The following is a 21,221-nucleotide window of genomic DNA, read 5'->3' as shown; positions in this document are numbered from 1 at the left end:
GATCAGGATCCCAAATGGCAGATTTGACAGCCGCCCGGCCGGGCATCGAGGACATCCGGCAGCACTACATTGCCCATACCCAGCGCAAGCGGCTCTATGGCGGCATCCTTCTGGCGGTTTTTGTGGCGCTGATGGCGGCCGGATTCCGCACCGCGAATGCCCGCAATGCAGGCTCTTTTGCCGACGGGTTCACCCGCATCTTCGATTATCCTGCCGAAGTTCTGGCGGAAGCAGCCGAGAAGGCCGCCCAACTGCCGGGGCATCTGGTGGATTTCTTTCCGGCGCTGGTGGAGACGCTGAACATTGCCGCGGCCTCAACCCTTGTTGGCGCGGTGTTTGGAACCCTTCTGTCGCTTATGGCGACGCACGGCATGGCGCCTTGGCCCGCACTGATCCCGCTGTTCCGGCGTGTCAGCGATGTCTGCCGTGCTATTCCGGAAATCGTTATTGCTCTGATGCTGATCTTTGTGCTGGGCGGCGGGCCGGTGCCAGCCATGATTGCCATCGCCATCCACACCGCGGGCGCGCTGGGCAAGCTGTTTTCCGAAGTGAACGAAAACGCCTCGTTGAAACCCGTTGAGGGCCTGACCTCCGTCGGTGCCACCTGGGCGCAGCGGATGACGCTGGGGGTGATCCCGCAGGTTGGCCCGAATTACATCAGCTACGCGCTGCTCCGGTTTGAAATCAACATCCGCGCTTCTGCCATTCTCGGCTTTGTCGGTGCGGGCGGTATTGGCTACGAGTTGAAGAACGCCATGTCCTGGGGGCAGGGCCGCTACGACGAGGCTGCTGCCATTTTCCTCCTTCTCTTTGTCACCATCGTGGCCGTTGACCAGTTGTCCGGCCTCTTGCGTGACCATCTGACCCATGGAGCGAAGGCATGACCACTTTTGACACTACTCTGACGCCCGCAGACCTGAAGTCTGACATTTCGCGGCTGTTCCGGAAGAAGAGGCTGATGAATTTCGCGCTGCCCGCTGCAGTGCTGGCCTACCTGGCTTACGTGTTTGTGGCCTTCGATATGGCCGGGCTGTGGGAGCGTGCCAGCCTGGACAACGCCAGGACATTGGTGAGCGACAGCTACAGCTACAAGACCCACGTCACCCGCGACAACCGCAGCGGTGAGGTGACGGTGGCCATCGAAGGCGAACGCAAGGGTGCTTATCCCGACGGCATGGCGCCGGATTGGGTTGCCCTGGGCGAGACCACCGTGATTGATCTGGAGAACGGGCACAGCGTCACTTTTGGCTCCGAGGCCATCGAATACGCCATTCCCGGTTATGGCACAGTGCGTGCTGCCCCGAACCGCAGCGCAGGGGTGCAGGCAGAGCTGCCACCGGGGGAAGTGCCGGAGTGGATCAGCGTTTCCAAGAACCGCCTGGCCGTTACCACGAAGGCCGGCCGCCTGACCGTGACTCGCAACAGGGCCGAGGTGTTCCGCTATTTCGCAGGGTGGGAGCTGTTCTTCTTTACGCTCGACAGCCCGTATTACGGCCTGGGGGCAGGGGAACTGCTTCAGCGGGCCGCCGCCGGCGAGGGTGTTGCGATCTTCCGAGAGTTCTGGACCAACAAGATGTGGCGCCATCAGGATGTGGCCTGGGCGATTGCTGAAACACTGCTGATGGCTTTTCTGGGCACCATTGGTGCAGGCATCATCGCGCTGCCGCTGGCCTTTGCCGCCACGCGCAACTTCATGCCCCTGCGCAGCATTCGGTTCGCCATGCGCCGCCTGTTCGATTTCGTGCGCGGCGTCGACTCGCTGATCTGGACGGTTGTTCTGGCGCGGGCTTTTGGCCCCGGTCCGCTGACCGGCGCGCTGGCGATCCTGGTGACGGATACAGGCACCTTCGGCAAGATTTTCTCCGAGGCGCTGGAGAACGTAGACCAGAAGCAGATCGAGGGCGTGGCCTCCACCGGGGCCAAGCCGGTGCAGCGCTACCGTTTTGGAGTGATCCCGCAGATCACGCCGGTTCTGCTGAGCCAGCTTCTGTATTTCCTCGAGTCGAACACCCGGTCAGCCACCATCATCGGCGCGATCACCGGTGGCGGCATCGGCCTGTTGCTGACACAGGCGATCATCACCCAGAAGGACTGGGAGGAGGTGGCCTATTACATCACCCTGATCATCCTGATGGTGATGCTGATGGACTGGTTCTCCGGCTGGCTGCGCCGCCGCCTGATCAAGGGCGAGGGCGGCAAGGCCAAGCGCAGGCCGCGACGGCCGGAAGAGGGCGGGGCCTTTCTGCTGCCCTGACCTTGCCCCGGCATCTTGAGGAGGACTGACAATGGCCCGGTTGCAGGCTGAAGAGCCGTTCATCCACCCGGACTGCACGATCACAGGCAGCCGCTTCGGTGCCTATGTGGAAATCGGGGCCGGCACCCGCGTCGCAAACTCAAAGGTCGGAAACTACAGCTATTGCGACCGGAGCTGTGACATTGCCAATGCGGAGATCGGCAGATTCGCCAATATTGCCAGCTTCGCGCGGATCGGCGCCTCAGACCACCCGATGGAGAAGGCGTCGCTGCATCATTTCCTCTATCGCTCGGCCTGCTATTGGGATGATGCAGAGGATGATGCGGAGTGGTTCGTCCAACGTGCCGGGCGGACTGCGCGTATCGGTCATGACACCTGGATCGGCCATGGGGCCTTAATCAAGCCCGAAGTCACTATCGGTCATGGCGCGGTTGTGGCGGCTGGATCGGTTGTGACCAAGGATGTTTCACCCTACACTATCGTTGGCGGCAATACCGCCAAGGTGATCCGCCGGCGGTACCCTGAGGCGGTCGCTGAGCAGATGATGGAGCTCGCCTGGTGGGACTGGAGCCACGCAGCCTTGCGGACCGCACTGCCGGACTTCCGCATATTGCGGGCAGAAGAATTCCTGGAAAAGTATTCCTGATCCGGCGGGCAGGTGCTCCCGCCTGTTCCAGCACATTCATAGAATGTGCGTCACAGTTGGGCGTGGCGCCGCTGCGCGGCGGGCCTAAGGGCCTGCTGAGATGCGCTTCAGGGGCAGGTTTGCCCTGAAGCGCCAACTTATTAGTGAGGCCTGCCATTCCCGCCTCGAAGGCAAACGGTGTTGCACGCGGCCTTAGGGCCCTTGATCCGTGGCTGGCAGGGGTCAGGCGGCGCCTGCGTCGACCAGCTGGGTGGCAATATCCAGGAACACCTCTGCCTGGTCGCTGCCAGGCATGGCTGCCACGATCGGGGTGCCGTTGTCGCCGGCCAGCCGCACGTCCAGATGCAGCGGGACCTCACCCAGCAGTGGCACGTTCAGTTTTTGCGCCTCCTGCGCTACGCCGCCATGGCCGAAGACATGCTCTTCATGCCCGCAGTTGGAGCAGATGTGCGTTGACATGTTTTCGATCATTCCCAACACCGGCACGTTCATCTTGCAAAACATGTCGATGCCCTTGCGCGCGTCGATCAGCGCCACATCCTGCGGAGTGGAGACCACGATTGCACCGTCCACATGGGTTTTCTGGGCCAGCGTCATCTGCACGTCGCCGGTGCCCGGGGGCAGGTCGACGATCAGCACGTCCAGTTCGCCCCATTGCACCTGCAGAAGCATCTGCTGCAGCGCGCCCATCAGCATCGGTCCGCGCCAGATAACTGCCTGATCTTCTCCGGTCATCAGCCCCATCGACATCATGGTGACACCGTGGTTGCGCAGGGGCAGGATGGTCTTGCCGTCGGGGCTGGCCGGGCGGCCGCTGACGCCCAGCATCTTGGGCTGCGACGGGCCGTAAACGTCGGCGTCGAGCAGGCCGACCCTGCGCCCCTGCATTGCCAGCGCGCAAGCGATATTGGCGGAAACGGTGGATTTCCCAACCCCGCCCTTGCCCGAGGCCACGGCGAGGATTCGTGTCACGCCGGGCACCTTCTGCGGCGCCTGCTGCGGCTGGGCGGCCTTCTTGGGCTTCAGGTCCGGCGGAGCATTCTCCGAATGGGCGGTCAGCATGGCAGAGACTCTGTCCACCCCCGGCAGCGCCGCCACGGCCGCGTCGGCCTTGTCGCGCACGGGCCCGTAGCTCTCGGACTTGCCGGGATCGATTTCCAGAACGAAGCGGACGGTGCTGCCCTCAACGGTTACCGCGCGGGCAATGCCTGCGCTAACTATGTCACTGCCGCTGACGGGATCGGTGATGGTCTTGAGTGCCTCAAGGATGGTTTCACGGGTGAGTGTCACGCCGGTCTCCTGTAGCTGATCATGTCTTGCGCCTGTTCTGGCGCAATTCAGCAGGTCATGCCAGCCATACAAGGACTGTAGATTGATTTAGCGCATCCTGGAGTCAGCTTTTTTGCAGCCTGGCCTTGTTGAGGTGCGAAATGCCTTGCCGCAAACGCAGCAGCGCCGCGCTTATGCGCGGCGCCGGGCCCAACGGGAGGAGGCCCTTCGGGCCGGGGACGGGCGGGAGGAACCCGTCAGCTGGCCAGCGCCACCTCTGCGGTCTTCATTACCGCACCTATGCGGCGGCCAGTGTCCACCATGCGGTTGGAGAAGCCCCATTCGTTGTCATACCAGCTGACCACCCGCACCAGCCCTTCGGCGGTGACAGCGGTTTGCGCTGCCGCAAAGCAGCTGGAATGCGGGTCGTGATTGAAGTCGACAGAGACAAGCGGGTCTTCCTCAAAGGACAGGATACCCTCCAGCCCATTTTCAGCCGCGGCCCGCACCGCCGCATTGACCGCATCAACCGTGGCAGGGCGTTCCGGCACAAAGCTCAGATCCACAACGGAAACATTGGCAGTGGGCACACGGATCGCAGAGCCTTCCAACCGGCCCTTCAGATGCGGCAGCACTTCCGAAATGGCACGTGCCGCCCCGGTAGACGTGGGAATCATCGACAGCGAAGCCGCGCGGGCGCGGTAGAGGTCCTTGTGGCTGGTGTCATGGGTCGGCTGGTCGCCGGTATAGGCGTGGATTGTGGTCATGTAGCCGGTTTTGATGCCAAAGGCCTCGTCCAGCACCTTGGCCAACGGTGCCAGGCAATTGGTGGTGCAGGAGGCGTTGGAGACAATCACGTCCTCCGCTGTCAGGTCCATGTGGTTGACGCCATAGACCACAGTCCGGTCAGCGTCCTTGCCGGGGGCAGAGATCAGCACCCGCTTGGAGCCGTTTTTCAGATGCCGTGCGGCGTCGCCGCGGGCGGTGAACAGGCCCGTGCATTCATAGGCGATGTCCACATCCTGCCAAGGCAGCTCCTCAGGGTTGCGGATCGCGCTCAGCCGGATGCTGTGATGGCCCACGCAGATCAGGTCATCTGTCAGGAAAACCGGTGTTTTCAGGCGCCCGTGCACGCTGTCGTATTTCAGAAGATGCACCAGGGTGTCCGGCGGTGACAGATCGTTGATGGCAACCACCTCGATATCCTTGGCGCCGCCTTCCAGCAGCGCTCGCAGCACGCCGCGGCCGATGCGCCCGAATCCGTTGATTGCAATCTTCAGTGTCATCTCTGATCTCCGGCTGTTGCACCGGAGCTTGCCCCGGTATCGATAACGGTGTCGATACCGATAGCGATAACGGAGTAAAAAATCAACCCCTCACGCAGTTGCGGTGCCCTTGCGGCGGCCTGCGATCTGCAGGAGCATAGGGTATGACCAAGAAACTGCTTCTGAAAGACGTGGCCAAACTGGCCGGTGTCAGTGAAATGACCGCGTCCCGTGCCTTGCGCGGGGCACCGGATGTTTCTGCCAAGACCAAAGCAAAGATTGAGGAAATCGCCAGGACCCACGGCTATGTGCCAAACCGGATTGCCGGTTCCCTTTCCTCGCAGTCGGTCAATCTGGTGGCAGTGGTTGTGCCGTCGCTCAACAGCTTTGTCTTCCCGGAGGTTCTCTCCGGGATTTCCGCCGTCCTGAAAGAAAGCCCCTTGAAGCCGGTGGTCGGGGTGTCGGGCTATGATCTGGAGGAAGAGGAAAGCGTCATCCGCGAAATGCTCAGCTGGCGGCCCTCGGGGCTGATCGTTGCCGGGCTTGAGCATACGGAAGCTACCCGGCGGATGCTGCAGCAGGCTGATTGCCCGGTGGTTGAAGTGATGGATGTGGACGGTGACCCGGTACGCCATTGTGTCGGCATCTCGCATCTGCAGGCCGGCGGCGGCATGGCGGAGCAGATCCTGGCACGGGGCTACAGGAGCATTGGCTTCATCGGCACCAAGATGCCGCAGGATTTTCGGGCGCGGAAGCGCTTCGAAGGATTCACGGACGGGCTGGCGGCACAGAACGTGACACTTTCCGATATGGAGCACTATTCTGGAGAAAGTTCGATCCAGACAGGTCGGCAGCTGACGTCACAGATGCTGGCGCGCAACCCTCACCTGGATTGCATTTACTATTCAAGCGACGTGATGAGCGTGGGCGGGCTGATGCATTGCCTGGCCGCGGGACTGTCGGTGCCCGGCGATATCGCATTGGCGGGCTTCAACAACCTGCAAATCCTGCAGGGCTTGCCGCTGCAACTGGCGACCACGGACGCCTGCCGCCATGAAATCGGAGAGCGTGCGGCACGGATCATCCTGAAGTCACGGGAAACCGGCAAGGCGGAGGAGCTGGTTTTTGACCGTCTGACACCGGCGATAAGCCTTGGGGAAACGCTTTAGCCCGGCGCTGCAGCTTTCTGCCGCAGCGGAGAGGTAAACGTTCTTGCCGCGCCGGAAGTGGATTTTCCTAGCTTTGGCGGAATCTCCGGGGCAACCTGCCAGTATGGTTCCAGTTCTGCGCGGGTTGGCCCGGTAAAGGAGTGCAGATGCCCAAGTACAACGACATGTTCGAGCTTTCGGTTGAGGATATGGACCTGATCGAAACCTCTTTGCGCCACACAAGGGATGCCTTGTCGGAAACACATCCAGAGGCGGGCAGCGCTGATGCAGAAACCCTGCGCCGGGTCCACGCACTGCTGGGGCAACTGCATAATCAGAAGATTTTTTACTACCCCAAGGACGAGGTCTACGTCAGCGGCTGATGTCGCCGAAAAAAGAAAAGCGCACCCCGCAGGGCGGAGAGCGCTGTAGCTTGGGATACTACCGCTGATTACATCGCAGCCTTAAACAGCTGGGTGAGGTTTTCCTCGGTCAGCTCAACGGGATTGCCGCCGCAGGAGGGGTCGATGATGGCGCCCTTGACCAGGTCGGGGATCGCTGCGTCGGTGACGCCCAGGTCTGACAGACCGCGCGGAATACTGAGGCTGTCATTCAGCTCCTGCACATAGCTGCGGAAGCCGTCGAAACCGCCGTCAATGCCCAGATAAGCTGCGGCCATTTTGAAGCGGTCCGCAATCGCAGGGGCATTGAACTCCAGTACGGCTGGCATGCAAACCGCATTGGTGGTGCCGTGGTGGGTATTGAAATGTGCACCGATGGGGTGGCTCATCGCGTGGATCGCACCCAGGCCTTTCTGGAACGCCGTGGCGCCCATCGCGGCGGCGCTCATCATCTGGGCGCGGGCCTCGATATCGGTGCCATCGGCATAGGCGCGCGGCAGGTAGTCCTTGACCAGCCGCATTCCCTCCAGGGCAATGCCTTGGGACATCGGATGGAAATGGGGCGAGGAGAACGCCTCGACACAATGGGCAAAGGCATCCAGCCCGGTGCCTGCGGTGATGAACTTGGGCATGCCCACCGTCAGCTCGGGATCGCAGATCACCACTGCCGGCAGCACCTTGGGGTGGAAGATGATTTTCTTCTGGTGGGTGACGCTGTCGGTGATCACGCTGGCGCGGCCCACTTCGGAACCCGTGCCGGCGGTGGTCGGAACTGCGATGATCGGTGCGATAGCATCGGCATCTGCGCGGGTCCACCAGTCGCCGATATCCTCAAAATCCCAGACCGGGCGGGTCTGGCCGGCCATGAAGGCCACCATCTTTCCCAGATCCAGGCCGGAGCCGCCGCCAAAGGCGATCACACCGTCATGGCCGCCCGCCTTATAGGCGGCGACGCCTGCGTCCAGGTTTTTCTCATTCGGGTTTGGATCGACGTCCGAAAAAATACCGCGGCCGAGGCCCGCAGCCTCCATGATATCGAGGGTGCTTTGAGTGACCGGCAGATCCGCAAGCCCCTTGTCGGTGACCAGCAGCGGCTTGGTGATGCCAGCAGCAGCGCAGGCGTCAGCCAGTTCCTTGATCCGGCCGGCGCCGAACTTGATTGCGGTCGGGTATGACCAGTTTCCAACGAGAGACATGTTGTATTCCTTTGATGCAAGTAGCCCGCCCCGGGAGGAGAAACGGGACGGGCGGGACCGACCGTCAGCCAGTGACCTTCTTCAGGTGATAGGATTTTGGACGGGTCAGATTGTGATACCCGATGACCGACAGGCCGCCGCCGCGCCCGGTGTCCTTGCAGCCGGTCCAGCACAGGCCCGGATCAAGGTAATCGGCGCGGTTCATGAAGACGGTGCCGGTCTCGATTTGATCACCGACAGCTTGTGCCCGTTCCACATCCTTGGTCCAGAGCGACGCGGTCAGGCCGAAATCGCTGTCGTTCATCAGCCGGATGGCTTCCTCATCAGAGGAGACCTTCATGATGCCCACGACGGGCCCAAAGCTTTCTTCGCGCATAACCCGCATGCCGTGGGTCACGTTGGTCAGGATCTGCGGTGTCAGATAGGCGCCGCCGTCATCCTCGGCGAAGGTATCGATATGGGCCACCGCGCCGGCCTCAACGGCCTCGGCGATCTGGCCGCGCACCTCGCTGGCAAAGCGCACATTGGCCATCGGGCCGATGGTGGTCTCCGGGTCCAGCGGGTTGCCCAGTTTGTAGCCTTTGACGATGTCAATGGCCTTCTCCAGGAAAGCATCAAACAGGCTTTCATGCACATAAATCCGCTCGATGCCGCAGCAGCATTGGCCGGAGTTGAACATGGCGCCGTCAATCAGTGTGTCTACCGCCGCATCCAGGTCGGCATTTTCCATCACATAGCCCGGATCCTTGCCGCCCAGTTCGGTGCCGACGCCGGTAAAGGTGCCCGCCGCCGCGCGCTCCATCGCCTGGCCGCCGCCGACCGAGCCGGTGAAGTTCACGAAGTTGAAGGCCTTGCGGGCAATCAGTTCCGAGGTGGTGTCGTGGTCCAGGAATACGTTCTGGAAGACGTCTTCGGGAATGCCAGCGGAATGGAAAGCCTGCGCCATCCGCTCACCAACCAACAGGGTCTGGGTCGCATGCTTCAGCACCACGGTGTTGCCGGCAATCAGCGCAGGCGCCACGGTGTTGATCGCGGTCATATAGGGGTAGTTCCAGGGTGCCACCACAAAGACCACCCCATGCGGAATACGCTTGATGTAGCGCTTGAAGGTTGCGTCCTCGCCTACCTCAATATCCGCCAGCGACTCTGCGGCGATCTTCGCCATGTGGCCTGCGCGCTCGTTGAAGCCGCCGAATTCGCCGCCATAACGCACAGGCCGGCCCATCATATGCGCCAGTTCCGGCACGATATCGTCGTTCATCGCACCGACGGCAGCCACGCCCGCCATCACCAGATCAATGCGCTCCTGCAGCGGCCGGGCTGCCCAGGCTGCTTGCGCTGACCGCGCCCGATCCGCCGCTGCAAAGGCGTCCTCGCGCGAAAGCACCTCGCGCTCCGCAAAGACCGATCCGTCGATCGGTGAAATGCATTTCAAAACCTGGCCCATTGCCATTCACTCCATTCAGAAAGGGTCAAAGCCCTCTTCATCTTTCCGAAAATACTCTGAGGTTTGGGGCAGCGCCCCAAGCCGCCAGCAGCCGGATTACGCCCGCTCAAACCCGCGAGCGATCTCGTAGTCGGTCACCACCCGGTCGAAATCCTCGATCTCCACTTCCGCCGCGCGCACGTAGTGATCCACTACATCATCGCCAAGGGCCTTGCGGAGCATCACCGAGCCATTCAGCGCGGCTGCCGCATCGCGCAGGGTGCCCGGGATCATGCCGGTGTCGCCCTGGTAGACGTCCCCCCGGGTAGGCGCCTGCAGCTCCAGCCCTTCCTCGATGCCCGCAATGCCGGCGGCCAGCATGCCTGCCATCGCCAGATAGGGGTTCATGTCGGAGCCCGGAATGCGGCATTCGACGCGGATTGCCTTGGTGCCGTCACCGCACAGCCGGTAGCCCGCGGTGCGGTTATCCACCGACCAGATGATCCGCGTGGGTGCGAAGGTGCCCTTCATGAAGCGCTTGTAGCTGTTGATATAGGGTGCCATGAAGGCGGTGTAGTCGGGCGCGTATTTCAAGAGACCGGCCATGTAATTCTTCATCAGCGGCGACATGCCCAGTTCGTCTGTTTCGTCATAGAACGCGGGCTTGCCGTCCTGCCACAGCGACTGATGCACATGGGAGGAGGAGCCGACCTTGTCGTGGCTCCACTTCGGCAGGAAGGTCACCGCGTGGCCCTGTTGCTCGGCAATCTCCTTGATCGCGTGCTTGGCAATGGTGTGGAACTCCGCCGTGTCCATCGCCGCCGCGTATTTGATGTTCAGCTCCTCCTGGCCGGTCTCCGCCTCACCCTTGGAGTTCTCGATCGGCAGGCCCGCATCCCACAGGTGGTTGCGGATTGGGCGCATCACATGCTCCTCGCGGGTGGTCTGCAGGATGTTGTAATCCTCGTTGTAACCGGAGATCGGCTCCAAGTCGCGGAAGCCCGAGCGGCGGATCTCGTCAAAGCTTTTGGCAAACAAGAAGAACTCCAGCTCGGTGGCGCACATCGCGTCGTACCCCATCGCCTTCAGACGGTTCACCTGTTTCTTCAGGATCGCGCGGGGGGAGTGGGAAATTTCCTCGTGGGTGTGGTGATCCAGCACATCGCACAGCACCATCACGGTGCCTTCCAGCCACGGCACCGGCCGCAGGGTGGAAAGATCGGGCTTCATCACATAGTCGCCGTAGCCCCGTTCCCAGCTGGTTGAGGCATAGCCGTCAGGTGTCGCCATCGCGAGGTCAGTCGCCAGCAGATAGTTGCAGCAATGGGTTTCCTCCCAGGCGCCATTCACAAAATGCTTGGCGTGGAAACGCTTCCCCATCAGGCGGCCCTGCATGTCCACAAGGCAGACCAGAACGGTGTCAACGGCGCCATCGGCAACCTGGTCCTTAAGAGTGTCGAAGGAGAGCATGAGCGGCCCTTTGTCTGTTGCGCGCAAAACTTTTCTTCAAAAGCTTTGGCAAATTCCTTGGGTAAGGAGTTTGGCCCGCAGCAGAGCAGGCCAAACCCGGTGTTTCAGCGCAAGCCTCAGCCGTAGCGGTAGGGCCGGCCGGCTTTCTGCATGTCAGCGTTATACTTCTTGAAGATCTCCACAACCTTCGCCTTGGTCTCGGACTCGGCTGCGATTTCATCCCAGAACTTCACGGCTGCGTCTTCGACCTGCTGCCATTCATTGTCGGGAATGGTGGTCAGCTTCATCTTGTCGCCATTCACGCGCAGGGACGCTTCGCCGCCCCAGTACCACCACTGGCGGTAATAATGCGACTGGTCGCAGCAGACGCGGAACAGGGTCTGCAGGTCTTCCGGCAGTTCGTTCCAGCGGCCCTGGTTGGCAAAGAACGACCCTGCCCAGGCACCGGAGATGTTGTTGGTCAGGAAGTAGTCGGTCACATCGGCCCAGCCGACGGTGTAGTCTTCGGTGATGCCGGACCAGGCGATGCCGTCCAGCTCGCCGGTCTGCACCGCGACCTCGATGTCTTCCCAGGGCAGGGTGACCGGGACCACGCCGAACTGCGCCAGGAAGCGGCCAGCGGTCGGGAAAGTGAAGACGCGCTTGCCCTTCAGGTCTGCCAGCGAATTGATCGGATCCTTGGTGGCAAAGTGGCAGGGGTCCCAGGCGCCGGCCGAGATGTGCTTGACGCCGACCTTGGAGTATTCGGCGTCCCAGATCTCGTTCAGGCCGTACTGGTTGAACAGCACCGGCACGTCCAGCGAGTAGCGCGAAGCAAAGGGGAAATAGCCGCCAAAGACGGTTACTTCGGTGGGCGAAGCCATCGAGTCATCATCCGACTGCACTGCATCGATGGTTCCGCGCTGCATGGCGCGGAACAGCTCGCCCGTGGGAACCAGCTGATCGGCGTAGTAAAGCTCTATCTGCATCCGGTCGCCGGCGATCTTGTTGAACATGTCGATGGCGGGTTTTACCACATGCTCGGCCAGCGCGGCACCTGCATAGGTCTGCATCCGCCACTTGATAGTGGACTGGGCCAGTGCCGGGGTGGCCAGCGGCGCCGCCATGGCGCCAACACCGGCGGACTGAAGAAACTTACGTCTTGTTGTCATAATTCTCACTCCTTGTTGAAACATCCGGCCCCTTGCCGGGACTCTCCTTGGTTATTTTCCGTAGACATATTCCGGCAGCCACAGGGCGATCTGCGGGAACATCATGATCAGGGCGAGCGCCAGCACCATCACCGCGGCAAAGGGGATGATGGAGACATAGATGTCCTTCAGCCCGATCTCCGGCGGCGCCATTGCGCGCATCAGGAACAGGTTGTAGCCGAAGGGCGGCGTCATATAGGCGATCTGCGTGGTGATGGTGTAGAGCACGCCGTACCAGATCAGATCAAAGCCAAGCGCCCCAACCAGCGGCACATAGAGCGGTGCCACGATCACCAGCATCGCGGTGTCATCCAGGAAGGTGCCCATCACGATGAAGCTCAGCTGCATCAGGATCAGGATCATCCAAGGGGAAAGGCCCAGTTTGGTGGTGAACAGGTCCTCAATCGCCTTGACCGCACCAAGACCGTCAAAGATCGCGCCAAAAGCCAGCGCCGCCAGGATGATCCACATGAACATGCAGGAGATGCCGAGCGTTGAGCGCACGGACGTTTCGAACACCTCTTTGGTCATCCGCCCCTTCAGCACCGCCGCGATGAAGGCGGTCATGGCGCCGATGGCAGAGCTTTCCACCAGCGAGGTCCAGCCGTTCACGAAGGGCACCATCATCGCGGCAAAGATCGCCAATGGCAGCACGCCGGAGAACAGCAGGCGGTACTTCTCCTTCATGAACACGTCCTTGTAGAACATGGGGTTCTTGCGGGTGAGGAAAGAAAGAAAGCCAAGGGCCAGTGTCACGCCAAGCGCGGATTTGGTTTCCATCGCGCCGGTTAGTATCAAGAGCGGCACCAGCACCAGCGCACCGAGAACGATATAGTTCAGGCGCAGCGGGTGGTCGGTAATCTGCTCATACTCGGCCAGATCCTCCGGGTGCATCGCGGGGCCGAGGTTCGGCTGCATCCGGGCGCGGACATAGATGTAGATGATGAACATGGTTGCCATCAGCAGGCCCGGGATCACCCCTGCCAGCCACAGCTGCCCCACCGGCTGGCGCGCAATCATTGCGTAAAGCACCAGCACCACCGAGGGCGGCACCAGGATACCCAGCGAGGAGCCCGCTTGGATGGTGCCGGTCACCAGGATCTTGTCATAGCCGCGGCGTAAGAGTTCCGGCAGCGCAATGGTCGCGCCAATGGCCATGCCGGCCACTGACAGGCCGTTCATGGCTGAGATCAGAACCATCAGGCCGATGGTGCCGATGGCCAAACCGCCCTTAACCGGCCCCATCCACACGTGGAACATCCTGTAGAGATCGTCGGCGATTTTCGACTCCGACAGCACGTAGCCCATGAAGATGAACATCGGCAGTGTCAGCAAGGGATACCACTTCATCAGCTTCATGGCGGCGGAGAAGGGGATCTCTACCCCGCCGGTGCCCCACAGGAGCATGCCCGCAACCGCGCCGACAAAGCCGATGGCGCCAAATACCCTCTGGCCGGTCATCAGCATGAGCATCATGCCGGCAAACATCACGATGGCGATCCATTCGTAGGACATCAGATTTCAACTCCGCGCAGGCGTCCGATATCCCGGAACAGTTCGGCAAGGCATTGCAGCAGCATCAGGAATACGCCGAAGCAAAGGATGGTTTTGACGGGCCACAGGAACGGCCGCCAGGCGGTGGAGCTGCGCTCCAAATAGCCGAGCTGTTCGCCGGCAGCGGTGGGACCTTCGGTCACCAGCGTCGTCAGCAGGTCCCAGAAGAACTGCAGCGGTTCCAGCCCGAAATAGCCCAGTGAATAGGCGGTTGAGCTGAGAGCGCCGTACATCAGGATCACCAGATAAGTGATCAGGAAAAGCACGGTGAAAGCATCGACCATCGCCTTTGTCCGGGTCGACCAGCCGCCATAAAAAAGATCCATTCGCACATTTGAGCCGAGCTGCATGGAGTAGGGGCCGCCCAGAACGTAATAGGCGACCATCACGAACTGCGCGGTCTCCAGCGTCCAGTGCGATGGGTTGAAAAACGTCTTGGACACCGAGGACCACAGCAGCACCCCGATGAGGGCGAAAATCAGATACATGGCAAAGCGGCCAATGGCGCGGTTCATCGCGTCGATGCCGCGGACATAGGCCCGGATGATTCTAGGCATCTGGCCCTCCCTTCGCTGCCAGCGCGGCCAGGGCCGGGCGCAGCAATGTCAGCATTTCTTCTGCCATGGCCTCTTCTTTTTCTGGTGTTGCCACCAGATCATTGCGGATCTCGATCATCACGTTGGCCAGCCCATGCGCCAGCCCGTGGATTTTCAATGAATGGGTGACGCCGTCAGCCGGCCCATAGGGTTCGTTACGCTCGACCCGGCGGTGCGGCAGGGCAGGGGCCTCTGCCAGCATCGCGTCCGCCAGCCTGCTGTCGTTGTCATGCAGGATGCCGATCTCCACCGCGCGTTGCTTGCCGAAATAAACCGGTGTGAAGCTGTGCATTGTGACCAGCACGGTCTGCCGCCCGGATTCTTTGCGGGCCTTTATCAAATCGGAAACGGCTGCGCAGAACGGATCATAGACCGTTTCCACCCGTTCCAGACGCTGCTCCGCGGTCAGTCCCTTGTTGCCGGGAATTTCCACCAGTTCGGATTTCTCCGGCATGGCGCTGGCGGCCTCTGGCGGACGATTGCAGTCATAAACCAGCCGCGACACGGTGCTGGCGACCAGCGGGGCATCCAGCACTTTGGACATATGCAGGGCCACGGCCCGCGCGCCCGGGTCCCATGCGGCATGGCTCAGCCGGTCGGCTTCGCGCAGGCCCAGCCCGTCGTAACGGGCGGGGATGTTGCTGGAGGCATGCTCGCACAGAAGCAGGACCGGGCTGGTGCCGTTACGGTTCACCACCTCCACCGCGTCCTTCTGAGTGTGAGAATCACTCTCGTGCATGCGCCGCCTCCCTGTGAGTTGGAAAAATGTTTCCATGAAGAGATATTTGTGTCAATATCTTTTCATGATCGGTTCCGGACAGGTTTTCCTGAAACTTTCTTTTCAGGCCGGTTCCAGGTTAGAAAGTGTCTGTTCAAAACAGGAATGCGCCCTTGTCGAAACCTCCTGCCACCGTTCGCGAATTGATCCGTGAGAGCTATTCCTCGCTCACCCAATCCGAACGGAAATTCGCGAACCTGCTGCTGGAAAACTATCCTGCGGCGGGACTGGCCTCGATCACCATCGTTGCCGGGAATGCTGAAGTGTCCACGCCGACGGTAGCCCGGATGGTGCAGAAACTGGGGTTCAAAGGGTATCCGCAGTTTCATCAGGCCCTGCTGAAGGAGCTGGAGGCCAAGGTTTCGGGTCCCACCAAGCGGCGCGACAACTGGGCCTCAGAGGCGCCCGAAGGCCACCTGCTGAACAGATTTGCACAGGCTGTGACAGACAACCTTCAGCAGACGTTCTCCAACATTGACTCCGCCCATTTCGACGCCGCCGTGCATCAGCTCGCCAACACCGAAGGGCGGCTTTATGTGGTCGGCGGGCGCATCACCCGGGCGCTGGCGGATTATGCCTTCACCCACTTCCAGGCGATCCGGCAGCGGGTCACCCATATGACATCCTCATCCGCGACCTGGCCGCACTACGTGCTGGACATGGTTGAGGGCGATACGCTCCTGATGTTTGACGTGCGCCGGTATGAGACTAACCTGCAAAGACTGGCGGAGCTGGCTTCGGAACGCGGAGTGAAAATCGTGCTGATCACTGACCAATGGGCCAGCCCGATTGCCACGGTTGCCGAACACACCTTTAACTGCTGGGTCGAAATTCCGTCGGCCTGGGATTCCAACATCTCCACCATGATGCTGCTGGAGGCGATGATCGCCGCCACTCAGGAAGAAAGCTGGGACAAGACCAAGGACCGCTATGACCGGCTGGATGAGCTGTTTGATATGACACGGCTGTTCCGCAAATTCTCCTGATCCGACCAGGTTTCCCTGACCCTGTCAGCTTCGCCTGATCCGCCGCATGGACATTGCCCGCCGGTTGCGCCTTACTGGAAGTTGGCCGGTTTCATTCAGGCAGGAGTATTCACATGCGTTTTTCCGGAATTCTGACAGCTGCCGCCGTGGCAGCACTGGTTGCCGCGCCCGCGGCTGCCAATCCTCTCAGCCGTATTCTGGCCAAGTCCGGGCTGACGCCGCAGGACACCAATATTATGCGGCAGGCGGAGCAATCCCTGCTGGCCGAGGCGCAGGGCGGCAAGCGGGCAAAGTGGTCCAACCCGGACAGCGGCGCGCACGGCAACGTGCAGGTGGCGGGCAAGGAGGGCGATTGCGTGCTTCTGCAGCATCAGGCCTTTGTCAAGGATGACCAGACCGCCAAGCAAGTCCGCCGCAAGTTCTGTCCCTCCGAAGGCAAATGGCAGCTGTCCCAATGAAGACGGCGGCGTAAGCCCTGCAACAGCTATTCCAAGGATAAAGAGATGTCTGAAATCACCCGCAGCCACACCACCCAGCGCATGAGCCAGATCGTAACCCATGGCGATACCATCTACCTCGCGGGGCAGGTGGGAACTGCAGGCGCCAGCGTGGCGCAGCAGACCCAGGATTGCCTGGACAAGATCGACGCGCTGCTGGCAGAGGCGGGCAGTGACAAGAGCCGCATCCTGCAAACCGTGATCTGGCTTGCCGACATGAAGCACTTTGCTGAAATGAATGCGGTCTGGGATGCTTGGGTGCCAGAGGGCCATGCCCCTGCACGCGCCTGCGGCGAAGCGAAGCTGGCCCGGGAGGATTTCCTGGTGGAACTGATTGTAACCGCGGCCAGAGCCTAAGTTGGCCTTGGCTGGTATGGGAAAGGCGGGCAGGCAGCCCGCCTTTTTTTGCTGACGGGTTAATCCAAAGCCGCGGCAGCCTTTCTGATGGCTGCTTCGGTCTGTTCCAGATCCTCTTCTGTCAGAGCCAGGCTGGGGTAGGTCTTGCCCGGTGATTTGAAGATGCCCTCCTGGCGCAGCACCTCGTTATAGCGCTTGGTGCGTTCAGCGTTTCCGGCCTGGGTGTCCCGGTAATCGCGCACTTTGGCACCAGTGAAGACGACCTCGAACAGCGCAGGTTCGCCGACGATCTGAAACGGCACCCCGGCCTCTTCAAGTGCTGCGCTTGTCATCTGCATCAGCCGCTGGCCAGTGCTGTTCAGATGGTCGTAGGAACCCTCGCGGCGCAGAATCTCCATGGTCTTGAGGCCCGCAACAGCGGCCACCGGGTTGCCTGACAGCGTGCCCAACTGCATCAGCCAGCCTTCGGCGCCCACTTCCGCCTTGTCGAAATGCCGCATTATTTCGGCGCGTCCCACGATGGCGGCCAGCGGGAAGCCGCCGCCGATTACCTTGCCCAGCGTCGCCAGATCCGGCGTCACGCCGTACAGTTCCTGACCGCCGCCGTAGGTGGAGCGGAATCCGGTGACCACTTCGTCAAAGATCAAAAGGCTTCCGTGCTCTTTGGTTTCATCTCGCAAAAGCTGTAGGAAGCCCGGCAGCGGCGGCACGATACGCTGCAAAGGTTCGGCGATGATGGCCGCGATCTCTTGCCCGTGCTCCGCCATCAGCTGCTTGATGTATTCGAAGTCATTGAAAGGCGCGACCAGAACCTCTGCTGCAACGGACGGCGGGATGCCGGCGCTGTCCGGAATGGCCTGCGGGAAATTCACCCGCCTGACAGGGGCCAGGCTCATCTGCGCTTCTGCCGACATGCCATGGTAGCCTCCCTCGAACTTGACGATCTTGGTGCGCCCGGTGAACGCCCGCGCCAGCCGGATTGCATACATATCCGCTTCACCGCCGGTACTGACATATCGCAGCTGATCGGCACAGGGTACTGCGCGGCAAATCTCCTCTGCCAGTTCAATGCCGCGTGCGTTGCTGGCGAAGAAGGTCATGCCCCTCGGCAGTTGCTCCAGAACTGCCTCTATCACCTCAGGATGGCCGTGGCCCAGCATCATCGGACCGGAGCCAATCAAGTAATCGATGTACTCCTTGCCATCTTCATCCCAAACACGGGAGCCCTTGCCCTGGCGGATGACAATGCCTGGATCGAAGTTCCCGAAGCCGCCTGCGGGCAGCACTGCCCTGGCGCGGTCAATCCACTCGGACTGGGTAAGGATCTTTTCCATGTATTTGGCTCCTGTCGAGGCTGGTTTGGCCAAGTTGGAAATTTTTTGACCAAAAAGTCAAAATCTATTTGATCACAGCTGCGGGAGCGCCCAGCCCCGCGCGGTTGGGATGCACGCCGGGACCGGGACCAGAGTGCGCGGCAAAACGGCTATTGCGGCGCTCTGGTCCGGCCGGATCCAGCCGCGGGCTGGCTTGGGTAGAAAGGTTGCATTTATTCAACAGCCGTAGCGGATCGATGACTGCCTCCAAATGCAGCAGCGCCGCAGTGGTGATGTCAGCGCCCCGGTCTCCTGGCGGTCGATCCCTCTTGCGAAGTGAACCCGGAACATTCCATCCTGCATCGTCAGAAGTGGATGCGCAAAGCGGCAGACCACGACCTCGCAGCAGGGAACCAACGGACTATGACACAGCTTGATGCCGAATGGCTGAACTACATCGATGGCGCCTGGGCGCCCGGCGGGGCAGGGTGGATTGATGTCACCAACCCCGCCAATGGTGAACTGCTGGCCCGCCATGCGCTGGCCGATGCCGCGGACGTGGACCGAGCCGTCCAGGCGGCCCGCCGTGTGCACCTGTCCGGCGAGCTTTCAGCGCTGCGCCCGATTGCACGGGGCCGCATGGTGCAGGCCATGGGCCGCTACCTGCTCGACCATATCGACGAGATTGCCCGCGTCCTGACCCTGGAACAGGGCAAACCGCTTTGGGAATCCCGGATGGAGATCGAAGGCGCCGCGCTCTATTTCGAATACTACGGTAACCAGGCCAGCACGGTTGAGGGCCGCTCGATCCCGCTGGGCGGCGGTTATTTCGACTGGACCGAGAACGAGCCGATGGGGGTCTCCGCCCAAATCATCCCCTGGAACTACCCGGTGGAAATGACCGCAAGGTCCCTGTCTGCGGCGCTGGCCACCGGCAATGCCTGCGTGATCAAGACACCTGAACTTACGCCTCTTACCAACGCTTGGCTCGCACGTGCGGCCGAGGCCGCCGGGTTTCCGGCCGGTGCGGTTAACGTGCTCTGCGGCTATGGGCATGAAGCTGGCGCCGCCTTGGCAGGCCACCCGCAGGTCAATCAGATTGTCTTTACAGGTTCGGTTCCCACCGGCATCCGGATCGCCTCCGCAGCGGCACAGAATGTGGTTCCTTGCGTGCTCGAGCTTGGCGGCAAATCCGCTGCCATCGTGCATGAGGACGCCGACCTCGAAGCCTTTGAGAATGACATCCGCTGGGGCATATTTTTCAATGCAGGCCAGGTCTGCAGCGCCATGAGCCGGGTGATTGTGCACGAAAGCCGCCATGATGAACTGGTTGAACGCGCGGTTAACGTGGCGCAAAGCCTCAGCGTAGGACCTGGCATCGACCGGCCTGAGTTCGGCGCTAACATGGGCGCCTTGGTTTCCATGACCCAGCGCGACCGTGCCTTGGGTATCGTCCGGCAAGCTCAGGCGGATGGCGCCGCCATCGCAACCGGCGGCACCGCCGCCAGCAATGCAGGCGCTTTCCTGTCACCCACGGTTGTAACCGGCATTGCCCCGTCCGACAGTATCGCCAGCGAGGAGATCTTCGGCCCCGTGCTCTCAGTTCTCAAGTTCCAGTCCGATGCCGAGGCGATCGGGATCGCCAACAGCACCGGATACGGGCTGGTCGGTGGCGTCTTCACTCGCGACCTCGACCGCGCCACGCAATCGGCACGCCAGATCCGTGCAGGTCAGGTCTTTGTGAACGAATGGTACGCCGGCGGCGTTGAAACACCTTTTGGCGGCTACGGTAAGTCCGGCTATGGCCGCGAGAAGGGCCGCGAGGCGCTGTGGAATTACGTGCAGACCAAAAACATTGCCATGAAACTGAGAGGCTGAAATGAGTGCATTTGATGAAGACCTGTTCCTGAAAGGGCTGGAACAGCGCAAGGCAACCCTTGGCGCGGAATATGTCGAAAAGAACCTGGCTGCAGCGGATGACTTCACCCGTCCTTTTCAGGAAGCAATGACCGCATGGTGCTGGGGCTTCGGCTGGGGAGATGACGTGATCGACGCCAAGACCCGCTCAATGATGAACCTCTCGATGATTGGCGCGCTGGGCAAGATGCATGAATGGGAGTTGCACTGCCGCGGCGCCATCAATAACGGCGTTACCAAGGAGGAGATCCGCGCCATCATTCATGTGATTGGCATATATTGCGGTGTTCCTCAGGCCCTGGAATGTTTCCGGGCTGCCCGCAAGGTCCTGGAGGAGCAGGGCTGACTGGCCGGTTTGCTGTGTTTGAAGGGCGGCCCTTTCGGGGCCGCTTTTGTTTTGGCGGTTGCCTGGTTCCTTTGATCGCAGGGCTTTCTTTAATGGGGTGGGCTTCGCTGCGAACCCCCTTTCAATTTCACATTGTGGCAGGCCGGAGTTTAGGGAGGATGATCTGACCCTCGGCATTGCGGCTCACCCGCTGGTCCTCTTTTGTGTTGCAGGAGGCTGCTTGGGTCGGGGGCGCCGGCTCTGAAACTTCGATTCCTCTCTCTGTTTTTGTGGATATGTTTGTTGAGTCTGTGGGTAAGTGGTTTATGGCGGGTTTCTGGTGCGGTTTGGGCGGTCCGGGGTTTGGGCGGGCGTTGTGTTTTTGGTCAGGAGTGCTGACTTTTTGTCCATGTAAGCTATTGATATTGTTTGATTTGTGATTTTTCTTTTCGGAAAGTTTGGTTTTTTGCGTTTTTTGGGTTGCGGGTGTTCGGGGGTATCCGTAAAAGCCCCCTCACCGGCGGCGCTGAGGCGCAGCTGAGAGACACCGGGCGGGACGGCGGCGACGCGGGATCGGACGGGGGACGGGCTGGAGAGACGGCTGGACGCTCAGGAGAGACTGGGTCATTTTGG

The 21,221-nt window shown here is 61.0% G+C and carries 20 protein-coding genes; 10 read left to right on the top strand and 10 right to left on the bottom strand.

Annotated elements, in window-relative coordinates; all coding sequences use genetic code 11:
• Window positions 1-14: 14 nt before the first annotated feature.
• Genes phnE (N6L27_RS10075) through N6L27_RS10065 form a run of 3 tightly spaced genes read left to right on the top strand, consistent with a single transcriptional unit; the run spans window position 15 to window position 2,900 of the window.
• On the top strand, window positions 15-884 hold the full coding sequence (gene phnE, locus N6L27_RS10075) for a phosphonate ABC transporter, permease protein PhnE (protein WP_271907122.1): 870 nt from the start codon (window positions 15-17) through the stop codon (window positions 882-884).
• Entirely contained in the window at window positions 881-2,254 is a 1,374-nt protein-coding gene (phnE, locus tag N6L27_RS10070; protein ID WP_271907121.1) for a phosphonate ABC transporter, permease protein PhnE, read from the top strand. The genes phnE (N6L27_RS10075) and phnE (N6L27_RS10070) overlap by 4 nt, the downstream gene beginning before the upstream one ends.
• 31 nt (window positions 2,255-2,285) lie before the next feature.
• A complete protein-coding gene (locus N6L27_RS10065) occupies window positions 2,286-2,900 on the top strand; it encodes a chloramphenicol acetyltransferase (protein ID WP_271907120.1) in 615 nt (204 codons plus the stop codon).
• Between the two features lie 222 nt (window positions 2,901-3,122).
• Here the strand turns inward: N6L27_RS10065 and N6L27_RS10060 are convergent, their stop codons facing one another.
• Together N6L27_RS10060 and gap are read right to left on the bottom strand one after the other, a co-directional pair.
• Complete coding sequence (locus tag N6L27_RS10060; RefSeq protein WP_271907119.1) at window positions 3,123-4,190, bottom strand: Mrp/NBP35 family ATP-binding protein; 1,068 nt, start codon at window positions 4,188-4,190, stop codon at window positions 3,123-3,125.
• A 236-nt stretch (window positions 4,191-4,426) separates the two neighbouring features.
• Window positions 4,427-5,455, bottom strand: a complete 1,029-nt coding sequence (gene gap / locus N6L27_RS10055) for a type I glyceraldehyde-3-phosphate dehydrogenase (RefSeq protein WP_271907118.1) — start codon at window positions 5,453-5,455, stop codon at window positions 4,427-4,429.
• A 143-nt stretch (window positions 5,456-5,598) separates the two neighbouring features.
• On the opposite strand from gap, the gene N6L27_RS10050 reads away from it, so the two are divergent.
• A complete protein-coding gene (locus tag N6L27_RS10050; protein ID WP_271907117.1) occupies window positions 5,599-6,603 on the top strand; it encodes a LacI family DNA-binding transcriptional regulator in 1,005 nt (334 codons plus the stop codon).
• 146 nt (window positions 6,604-6,749) lie between these two features.
• A complete protein-coding gene (locus N6L27_RS10045) occupies window positions 6,750-6,965 on the top strand; it encodes a hypothetical protein (RefSeq protein ID WP_271907116.1) in 216 nt (71 codons plus the stop codon).
• Window positions 6,966-7,033: 68 nt separating this feature from the next.
• Here the strand turns inward: N6L27_RS10045 and N6L27_RS10040 are convergent, their stop codons facing one another.
• The 7 genes from N6L27_RS10040 to N6L27_RS10010 form a co-directional block, all read right to left on the bottom strand.
• On the bottom strand, window positions 7,034-8,179 hold the full coding sequence (locus N6L27_RS10040; RefSeq protein ID WP_271907115.1) for an iron-containing alcohol dehydrogenase: 1,146 nt from the start codon (window positions 8,177-8,179) through the stop codon (window positions 7,034-7,036).
• A 64-nt stretch (window positions 8,180-8,243) separates the two neighbouring features.
• Complete coding sequence (locus N6L27_RS10035; RefSeq protein WP_271907480.1) at window positions 8,244-9,626, bottom strand: aldehyde dehydrogenase family protein; 1,383 nt, start codon at window positions 9,624-9,626, stop codon at window positions 8,244-8,246.
• 96 nt (window positions 9,627-9,722) lie between these two features.
• Entirely contained in the window at window positions 9,723-11,075 is a 1,353-nt protein-coding gene (locus N6L27_RS10030) for a glutamine synthetase family protein (protein ID WP_271907114.1), read from the bottom strand.
• A gap of 116 nt (window positions 11,076-11,191) precedes the next feature.
• Complete coding sequence (locus tag N6L27_RS10025) at window positions 11,192-12,226, bottom strand: TRAP transporter substrate-binding protein (RefSeq protein ID WP_039181977.1); 1,035 nt, start codon at window positions 12,224-12,226, stop codon at window positions 11,192-11,194.
• Window positions 12,227-12,277: 51 nt separating this feature from the next.
• Window positions 12,278-13,780 (bottom strand): TRAP transporter large permease, encoded by a 1,503-nt coding sequence (locus N6L27_RS10020; RefSeq protein ID WP_271907112.1) that lies wholly within the window; start codon window positions 13,778-13,780, stop codon window positions 12,278-12,280.
• Entirely contained in the window at window positions 13,780-14,376 is a 597-nt protein-coding gene (locus N6L27_RS10015) for a TRAP transporter small permease subunit (RefSeq protein ID WP_271907111.1), read from the bottom strand. The genes N6L27_RS10020 and N6L27_RS10015 overlap by 1 nt, the downstream gene beginning before the upstream one ends.
• Window positions 14,369-15,154 (bottom strand): N-formylglutamate amidohydrolase, encoded by a 786-nt coding sequence (locus N6L27_RS10010; protein ID WP_271907110.1) that lies wholly within the window; start codon window positions 15,152-15,154, stop codon window positions 14,369-14,371. Before N6L27_RS10010 ends, N6L27_RS10015 begins: the two co-directional genes overlap by 8 nt.
• Before the next feature lie 152 nt (window positions 15,155-15,306).
• On the opposite strand from N6L27_RS10010, the gene N6L27_RS10005 reads away from it, so the two are divergent.
• The 3 genes from N6L27_RS10005 (at window position 15,307) to N6L27_RS09995 (ending at window position 17,033) form a co-directional block, all read left to right on the top strand.
• A complete protein-coding gene (locus N6L27_RS10005; protein ID WP_271907109.1) occupies window positions 15,307-16,179 on the top strand; it encodes a MurR/RpiR family transcriptional regulator in 873 nt (290 codons plus the stop codon).
• Between the two features lie 113 nt (window positions 16,180-16,292).
• Window positions 16,293-16,637: a hypothetical protein gene (locus N6L27_RS10000; protein WP_271907108.1), complete on the top strand. Its 345-nt coding sequence runs from the start codon at window positions 16,293-16,295 to the stop codon at window positions 16,635-16,637.
• 45 nt (window positions 16,638-16,682) lie between these two features.
• Window positions 16,683-17,033: a RidA family protein gene (locus N6L27_RS09995; protein ID WP_271907107.1), complete on the top strand. Its 351-nt coding sequence runs from the start codon at window positions 16,683-16,685 to the stop codon at window positions 17,031-17,033.
• 59 nt (window positions 17,034-17,092) lie between these two features.
• On the opposite strand, the gene N6L27_RS09990 is transcribed toward N6L27_RS09995, so the two are convergent.
• Entirely contained in the window at window positions 17,093-18,367 is a 1,275-nt protein-coding gene (locus N6L27_RS09990; protein ID WP_271907106.1) for an aspartate aminotransferase family protein, read from the bottom strand.
• A 402-nt stretch (window positions 18,368-18,769) separates the two neighbouring features.
• On the opposite strand from N6L27_RS09990, the gene N6L27_RS09985 reads away from it, so the two are divergent.
• Entirely contained in the window at window positions 18,770-20,224 is a 1,455-nt protein-coding gene (locus N6L27_RS09985) for an aldehyde dehydrogenase family protein (protein ID WP_271907105.1), read from the top strand.
• Window position 20,225: 1 nt separating this feature from the next.
• Window positions 20,226-20,609, top strand: a complete 384-nt coding sequence (locus N6L27_RS09980; protein ID WP_271907104.1) for a carboxymuconolactone decarboxylase family protein — start codon at window positions 20,226-20,228, stop codon at window positions 20,607-20,609.
• Window positions 20,610-21,221: the final 612 nt, after the last annotated feature.

Source organism: Leisingera sp. SS27, from assembly GCF_028368855.1.
Classification (GTDB): domain Bacteria; phylum Pseudomonadota; class Alphaproteobacteria; order Rhodobacterales; family Rhodobacteraceae; genus Leisingera.
The sequence above is the reverse complement of the archived record's forward strand: the minus strand, read 5'-3'. Positions and strand labels throughout refer to the sequence as shown.

What these genes read in the sequence shown, in the direction of transcription:
- N6L27_RS09995 (WP_271907107.1), top strand. Translation starts at nt 16,683, where the DNA reads ATGTCTGAAATCACCCGCAGCCACACCACCCAGCGCATGAGCCAGATC.
- N6L27_RS10065 (WP_271907120.1), top strand. Translation starts at nt 2,286, where the DNA reads ATGGCCCGGTTGCAGGCTGAAGAGCCGTTCATCCACCCGGACTGCACG.
- N6L27_RS10050 (WP_271907117.1), top strand. Translation starts at nt 5,599, where the DNA reads ATGACCAAGAAACTGCTTCTGAAAGACGTGGCCAAACTGGCCGGTGTC.
- gap (WP_271907118.1), bottom strand. Translation starts at nt 5,455, where the DNA reads ATGACACTGAAGATTGCAATCAACGGATTCGGGCGCATCGGCCGCGGC.
- N6L27_RS09990 (WP_271907106.1), bottom strand. Translation starts at nt 18,367, where the DNA reads ATGGAAAAGATCCTTACCCAGTCCGAGTGGATTGACCGCGCCAGGGCA.
- N6L27_RS10035 (WP_271907480.1), bottom strand. Translation starts at nt 9,626, where the DNA reads ATGGGCCAGGTTTTGAAATGCATTTCACCGATCGACGGATCGGTCTTT.
- N6L27_RS10025 (WP_039181977.1), bottom strand. Translation starts at nt 12,226, where the DNA reads ATGACAACAAGACGTAAGTTTCTTCAGTCCGCCGGTGTTGGCGCCATG.
- N6L27_RS10010 (WP_271907110.1), bottom strand. Translation starts at nt 15,154, where the DNA reads ATGCACGAGAGTGATTCTCACACTCAGAAGGACGCGGTGGAGGTGGTG.
- N6L27_RS10000 (WP_271907108.1), top strand. Translation starts at nt 16,293, where the DNA reads ATGCGTTTTTCCGGAATTCTGACAGCTGCCGCCGTGGCAGCACTGGTT.
- N6L27_RS10015 (WP_271907111.1), bottom strand. Translation starts at nt 14,376, where the DNA reads ATGCCTAGAATCATCCGGGCCTATGTCCGCGGCATCGACGCGATGAAC.
- N6L27_RS10020 (WP_271907112.1), bottom strand. Translation starts at nt 13,780, where the DNA reads ATGTCCTACGAATGGATCGCCATCGTGATGTTTGCCGGCATGATGCTC.
- N6L27_RS10040 (WP_271907115.1), bottom strand. Translation starts at nt 8,179, where the DNA reads ATGTCTCTCGTTGGAAACTGGTCATACCCGACCGCAATCAAGTTCGGC.
- phnE (WP_271907121.1), top strand. Translation starts at nt 881, where the DNA reads ATGACCACTTTTGACACTACTCTGACGCCCGCAGACCTGAAGTCTGAC.
- N6L27_RS09980 (WP_271907104.1), top strand. Translation starts at nt 20,226, where the DNA reads ATGAGTGCATTTGATGAAGACCTGTTCCTGAAAGGGCTGGAACAGCGC.
- N6L27_RS10030 (WP_271907114.1), bottom strand. Translation starts at nt 11,075, where the DNA reads ATGCTCTCCTTCGACACTCTTAAGGACCAGGTTGCCGATGGCGCCGTT.
- phnE (WP_271907122.1), top strand. Translation starts at nt 15, where the DNA reads ATGGCAGATTTGACAGCCGCCCGGCCGGGCATCGAGGACATCCGGCAG.
- N6L27_RS10045 (WP_271907116.1), top strand. Translation starts at nt 6,750, where the DNA reads ATGCCCAAGTACAACGACATGTTCGAGCTTTCGGTTGAGGATATGGAC.
- N6L27_RS09985 (WP_271907105.1), top strand. Translation starts at nt 18,770, where the DNA reads ATGACACAGCTTGATGCCGAATGGCTGAACTACATCGATGGCGCCTGG.